We start from the raw sequence: 6,400 nt of genomic DNA, 5'->3' as shown, positions 1-6,400 counted from the left end.
CCCATTCGTTTTAGCAAAAAGCTTACGAATAGTGACTGTGAATTGACTGTGCTCTTATTGGTTTTCACTTTAAAAAGTGAAATCAAACAGCTCAAGGCTGTACCAATTCGAATTGGTCACTCAGTTCATTGAAATCAATGTAATTCCTAAGAATCAATTTGATATTCATCAACGAGTGCCCACACAGATTGATAGGTTTAAATTGTTAAAGAACTTCTCTTCATTGTGACTTACATCACTTCGGAAGAGGCGGCCATTCTAGCGACTTAATTTTCAGTGTCAAACACTTTTTAAAATTAATTCCTACTTTCTAAAAGTAGAAGCGAATATTTGCTTGAAGCTAGTTGGCTAACCAACATTCTTCGCTGAAGCCTTATGGCGTCTGCCGTGTCAGTGAGGCGGCATTATAGAGATGTCGCACATATTGGCAAGTGTTTATTTAAGAAAAATGCAAAAATAAGACTTACATGATGGATAAACCACCAACACTCTATTTATGCAAGTTTAACTACAAAGTACCGACAAACTAACCACAGAGTTATCCACAGGAGTTGTTTTTTTGCCCCCAGAAAAGCAAAAAAGCTGCCCTAAAGCAGCTTTTTAATCAGCAATACTCCTAAATACCAGAGCCATACTGTTCGCCATCGTCTTCATGAAGCCCACATTCTCGCTTTAACCCGTTAAAGCGGGTTTCTTCTTCTGTCATACCTGGCTCCCACTTCTTAGTTGTATGTGTATCTCCAACTGAAAGGTAACCCTGTTCTCGAAGTGGGTGGTAACTCAAACCGTGCTCTTCTAAGTAGTAGTGAACATCTTTATTGGTCCAATCAATTATAGGTAAGAACTTAAACACACCATTTTGGATTGACAATATTGCTAGGTTTGCACGTGATTGGGATTGCTCTCTTCTCAACCCGGAGAACCAAGTACCAGCTTCAAGTTCATCTAACGCCCTTCTCATCGGTTCGACTTTATTTAGCTTGTTGTACTTCTCAATACCCTCTAATCCTTGCTCCCACAGTTTCCCATATTGCTCTTCTTGCCAATTAGGGCTTTGCTGAGCACGAAATACTTGTAGGTTTAAGGTGAGCTTCTGGCTTAACTCATCTATAAAGCGATAGGTCTCTGGAAATAGATACCCGGTATCGGTAAGGATAACTGGAATATCCGGCTTTGCCTGAGTGACCAAGTGCAGCATGAGTGCTGCTTGGATTCCGAAGCTTGAAGACACAACATGTGTCCCTTCTAAGTTTTCTAGTGCCCATTTCACTCTTTCTAGAGCAGTTAGCTGTTCTAACTCTGCATTAATCTGTCCAAGACGAAGTACCTGCTCTGTCTTGGTCAGTGCGAGCAGTTCTGCTAACTTCAATTTTGAAGCGACAGAATTATGCATGCAGATCCCTCTTTGAAATGATCACCTCTTGGATGATGCCAGCTCGAATTGTGAAATCACCGAACCCTTCGTTGCCTTCTCGTTCTGCAGCCCAACGCCCCACCAGCGAATCAATCTCTTCTAAGATTTGAGCTGATGTGATGTTCTCTTTATACATCTTAGGAATGCGAGTACCGGCTTTATTGCCACCTAAATGCATATTGTAACGACCTGGCGCTTTTCCTACTAAACCAAGCTCAGCCAACATTGCACGGCCACAGCCATTTGGACAACCGGTTACACGAAGGATAATGTTATCGTCTTCCGGTAATCCATGCTTCTTAAGAATCCCCTCAACATCAGTAACAAACTCAGGAAGAAAACGTTCGGCCTCTGCCATCGCTAGCGGACAAGTAGGAAATGCCACACACGCCATCGAGTTTTTACGCTGTTCACTTACCGCGTCATCCATCAAACCATATTGACGAGCTAGCTTCTCAATTTTTGCTTTCTGGCTCTTAGGGACACCAGCAACAATTAAGTTTTGGTTTGCAGTCATACGGAAATCGCCTTTGTGGATCTTAGCAATTTCTGCGACACCGGTTTTCAATGCTTTACCTGGGAAATCAAGCAAGCGACCATTTTCAATAAACAGCGCTAAGTGGTGCTTACCATCAATGCCTTCAACCCAGCCGATACGATCACCACGCTCTGTGAATTCATAAGGGCGACTTTCTGAGAACTTAACACCCGCACGCTTTTCAACTTCCGCTTTGAACACATCAATACCTACACGGTCTAGTGTGTACTTAGTTTTTGCATTTTTACGGTTTGAGCGGTTACCCCAATCACGCTGTGTGGTAACAACCGCTGCCGCAACATCTAACGTATTTTCTAGTGGCACAAAACCAAAGTCGTCAGCTTTACGAGCATAAGTAGAGGTATCACCGTGTGTCATTGCTAAGCCGCCACCGACTAATACGTTGAAACCCACCAGCTTTCCACCTTCAGAGATGGCGACAAAGTTAAGGTCATTAGCGTGAACGTCAACGTCATTTTGTGGTGGAATCACAACTGTTGTCTTGAATTTACGCGGTAGATAATTATTACCTAAGATTGGCTCATCATCGGTTGTTTCTAATTTCTCGCCATCAAGCCAGATCTCAGCATAAGCACGAGTTTTAGGAAGTAGGTGTTCACTGATCTTCTTCGCCCACTCATAGGCTTCTTGGTGAAGTTCAGATTCAATAGGGTTTGTCGTACACAAAACGTTTCGGTTTACATCACCCGCTGTCGCAATTGAATCAATACCAATGCTATTTAGCGTTTGGTGCATCAGCTTGATATTTGGTTTTAACACGCCGTGAAACTGAAACGTTTGACGGGTCGTTAAACGGATTGAACCATAAGACGTACTTTCATCAGCAAACTTATCTATTGCTAGCCACTGCTTAGGAGTAATGATGCCACCAGGCATACGCGCACGAAGCATAACATTATGTAGAGGCTCTAGCTTTTGCTTAGCGCGTTCGTTACGAATATCACGGTCATCTTGTTGGTACATGCCGTGGAAACGAATCAGTTGAAAGTTATCTGCTGTAAAGCCGCCAGTGATACGATCTTGTAAGTCCTGTTCTATCGTACCGCGCAGGTTATTACTCTCACGCTTTAGACGTTCATTGTCAGCCAATGGACCAAGTACTTGGCCTAGCACTTCTTGCTCTATTACTTGCTTGCTCATTAGTACACATCCTTTTGGTAACGTTTCGCTTTACGTAAATCATTAATATATTGCTCAGCCTGTTCGCGGCTTTGATTGCCCTGGTTTTCAGCAATCGTCACTAGCGCTTCATGTACGTCTTTCGCCATTCGAGTCGCGTCGCCACAAACATAGAAGTACGCACCTTCTTGTAGCCATTGCCATACTTGCTCTGCCTGCTCGATTAAGCGGTCTTGCACATACACTTTCTCTTTTTGGTCTCGGCTAAAAGCAACATCTAGCTTAGTTAGCGCACCAGATTTGAGGTACTTCTGCCATTCAACTTGGTACAGGAAGTCTTGAGTAAAGGTACGGTCGCCAAAGAACAGCCAGCTCTTACCTTGAGCATCTGTGTTTTCGCGCTCTTGAACAAAGCTGCGGAATGGTGCGATGCCAGTACCCGGACCGACCATAATGATTGGAGTATTTTCGTCTTGTGGTAGCTTAAAGTTATTGTTGTTCTCTACGAACACCTTCACTTCACCACCTTCCTCTAAACGCTGAGCTAGGAAACTTGATGCTCCACCTAAACGAGACTCTTCACCTTTTTGGTATTCAACCAAGCCAACCGTTAGGTGAACTTCTTCATCCACTTCAGCTTGGCTAGATGCGATTGAGTAAAGACGTGGTGTAAGCTTACGCAACAGACCTAAAAGCTCATCAGCCGATAGTTTGGTTTTCTTCTCAGCTAATACATCAACAATTTGCGTGTTGCCCGCGTATTCACGAAGCTTGTCTTTATCTTCCACCAGCTTTAACAGTTTCTTACTGCCAGATAGCTCAGCAAACTTAGTGACAAGTTGAGGGTTTGAAGCCGTGATCTCGAACTTACTCACTAGAGCACTATGGATAGAAAGGTTTTCACCATCCACATCTACGCTCTCGATACCAGAGAGCCCAACCTTAGCAAGAATCTGATTCGCCAATTCTGAACTGTTTTCATACCACACACCCAGTGCGTCACCCGGTTGATAAGTAATACCGGACTCATCCAGATCAATCTCGATATGACGAACATCTTTACCCGAATCACGACCCGTGATCTTTTGGCTTGTTAGCAATGTTGCGGTGTATGGATTTTGTTTAGTGTATTGTGAATGGCCAGCAGCGGCTTGACCTACTGGTAATTGAACTACCTCGGCCTCAGCGCCTGTCGACAGTGTTTCTTGTACTTGTGATAGAGCTTTAGCACGCCACTCTGTTGCTGCCGCTTCGTAATCCACGTCACAGTCAAGACGGTCAACAAATGATTTAGCACCAAGCTTAGATAGGAAGTTATCGAAGTCTTTCGCCGTTTGGCAGAAAAACTCGTAGCTTGAGTCGCCCAGACCAATCACGCCATATTGTAAGTTTGATAGCTTCGGCGCTTTCTTTGATTGTAGGAATTCGTGCAGCTCAATCGCGTTATCTGGCGCTTCACCCTCGCCATTAGTTGAAGCCACGAAAATGACGTGCGTCTCTTTAGCTAGGTTTTTGCCTTTGTAATCACTGGCATCGAAAAGCTCGACGGCGATGCCTAGGGCTTTTGCTTCTGCCTCAAGTGATTCAGCGACACCTTTCGCATTACCGGTTTGAGAAGCAAAGATAATGCTGAGCTTGCCAGCAGGTTTTGCAGCAACCGCCGCAGCTGCCTGAGTGATCGGTGCGGCTGCACCCACAGGTTGAGCTTGGCTCACACCCCATAGGTAACCACTGACCCATGCCAGTTGCTGAGAAGATAATTCGGAAACCGTTTGTTGAAGATGACCCAGTTGTAGGTCATTAAGCGGTGCAGCTAATCCAGGCAGCTCGTTCGCCCCAGACTGTGCATTATTATTTTGTGAAGACTCTTTCTTATTTAAAGACATGGTCACGACATCCCTAATCATTGCGTGACGATAGATTAACCACTCCTTTTAATAACAAGAAAGAATAGAAAAGTATGTTTTATAACTTTTTGGAAGTAAAAAGCAATTGAATGGGTTAATGGGCTACTGGTTTTCAATACGAACTTGTTGAAAGCCCACCGCCATTGCCGACTTAGAGGCTAGGTCTAAATCTGCGTAATGACACTCCTCACCATGGGCATCAGTAAGCAGAACAAAGCCGCCGCCCATATGGCGAAACTCCACAACCCAACACCCTTCTTGTATTGAGGGCTCTATAATGGCTTCAACTAACACATTTTCTCGATATAAATTGCGTAATTCATTGAGTGTCATATTCCATCCCTTGTTCTGAACCAACAACATAGACCTTATAAGAATAGACGTTAATCAGCTTTCTGTATAAGGATGGTCGAAAGTGATGAATGTGCTAACTCATTCCAGAAAGATATATACCCAAGTAACCTCCAGATGCTTGGGTCTAACCAACAGATATAAAAAACGCCACTTAACAAAGCGGCGTTCTTAAATGGGTTTTAGATGTTCTTTAGGGTCGACTTAGAATCGCACCTCTGCACCAACAAACCAGCCATCTAACATGACAAACGATTTAGGTGGCCCCGGCTGTGGCTCATCCGAAGGGTCAGGTTCTTTGTCCGTATCGGAATGTCTATTCAGCTCTGAAGAGAAGAACTTGTCCGAATCAAGGTCAATCACACGATAGCCACCACGCAATGCTATTTTAGTCTCTGCCAGTGAAATACGGTACTGAACACCTGCCATCAAATCAGTACTCTTAATGCCATTGCTATCACCAAATTCCATGGTACCGATGATATCAAGCTGAGTATTTGGGACATTCAATTCTGCGTTACCATAGAAGCTCCAGGTCAACTCATCAAAACTTGTCGTTTTCGAACTGTAAGGATCTTTATAGTGCGAGTTTGCATACTGCGTAAAAGTCACACCTGCATCGAAGTTCATCGACTTGTGCTCTAGCAACGTGTAGTAGAATGTGTAGTCGTACTTATCAAATGCTAACAATGTTGTATCGGCCGTAGAATATCGGAAGCTTGCATTTGGTAGGATTGGGGCATTATGCTCAAATGCGAAATACACAGAAGGAGAGTTAGAGTCTTCGTTTTGTCTCGCTTCGTTTAGCTTGGTACTTCCCCACCACATATCGGCACCGACTTTAGCCGTGTAAGAAAACTCTTCCTCAGCAGATACCGCTGAACTTAAAGATAGCATTCCCACTAAAGCAATTAATGGCATTTTATTCATTTGAGATAGCTCCAATTCCATATCGTTGTGCTAAGTGTATGCACATTCATAGATTATTGGGGAAAATTCTACCACACATCTTAAAGACTAAAACGATAAACCGACAGCAAGCCGATCTTT

The 6,400-nt window shown here is 43.8% G+C and carries 5 protein-coding genes; all 5 read right to left on the bottom strand.

Translation table 11 applies throughout. From position 1 onward, the window contains the following. Window positions 1-616 precede the first annotated feature (616 nt). The 5 genes from ACTRWI_RS11940 to ACTRWI_RS11920 all read right to left on the bottom strand — a co-directional run bounded on the left by ACTRWI_RS11940 (window position 617) and on the right by ACTRWI_RS11920 (window position 6,280). Window positions 617-1,393, bottom strand: a complete 777-nt coding sequence (locus tag ACTRWI_RS11940) for a phosphoadenylyl-sulfate reductase (protein ID WP_499131629.1) — start codon at window positions 1,391-1,393, stop codon at window positions 617-619. Next, window positions 1,386-3,113: an assimilatory sulfite reductase (NADPH) hemoprotein subunit gene (cysI, locus tag ACTRWI_RS11935; RefSeq protein WP_499131626.1), complete on the bottom strand. Its 1,728-nt coding sequence runs from the start codon at window positions 3,111-3,113 to the stop codon at window positions 1,386-1,388. Before cysI ends, ACTRWI_RS11940 begins: the two co-directional genes overlap by 8 nt. Further along, on the bottom strand, window positions 3,113-4,978 hold the full coding sequence (locus ACTRWI_RS11930) for an assimilatory sulfite reductase (NADPH) flavoprotein subunit (protein WP_499131623.1): 1,866 nt from the start codon (window positions 4,976-4,978) through the stop codon (window positions 3,113-3,115). The genes cysI and ACTRWI_RS11930 overlap by 1 nt, the downstream gene beginning before the upstream one ends. A gap of 123 nt (window positions 4,979-5,101) precedes the next feature. Then, window positions 5,102-5,332 carry a thymidylate kinase gene (locus ACTRWI_RS11925; RefSeq protein WP_499131621.1) on the bottom strand — a complete coding sequence of 77 codons (231 nt, stop codon included), beginning with the start codon at window positions 5,330-5,332 and terminating at the stop codon, window positions 5,102-5,104. 222 nt (window positions 5,333-5,554) lie between these two features. Further along, window positions 5,555-6,280, bottom strand: coding sequence for a TIGR04219 family outer membrane beta-barrel protein (locus ACTRWI_RS11920; protein ID WP_499131620.1), 726 nt, complete (start codon window positions 6,278-6,280; stop codon window positions 5,555-5,557). Window positions 6,281-6,400 lie beyond the last annotated feature (120 nt).

The sequence above is a fragment of the Pseudoalteromonas sp. G5_S1_14_S5 genome (assembly GCF_054968605.1).
This window is presented reverse-complemented; position numbering and strand designations above follow the sequence as displayed.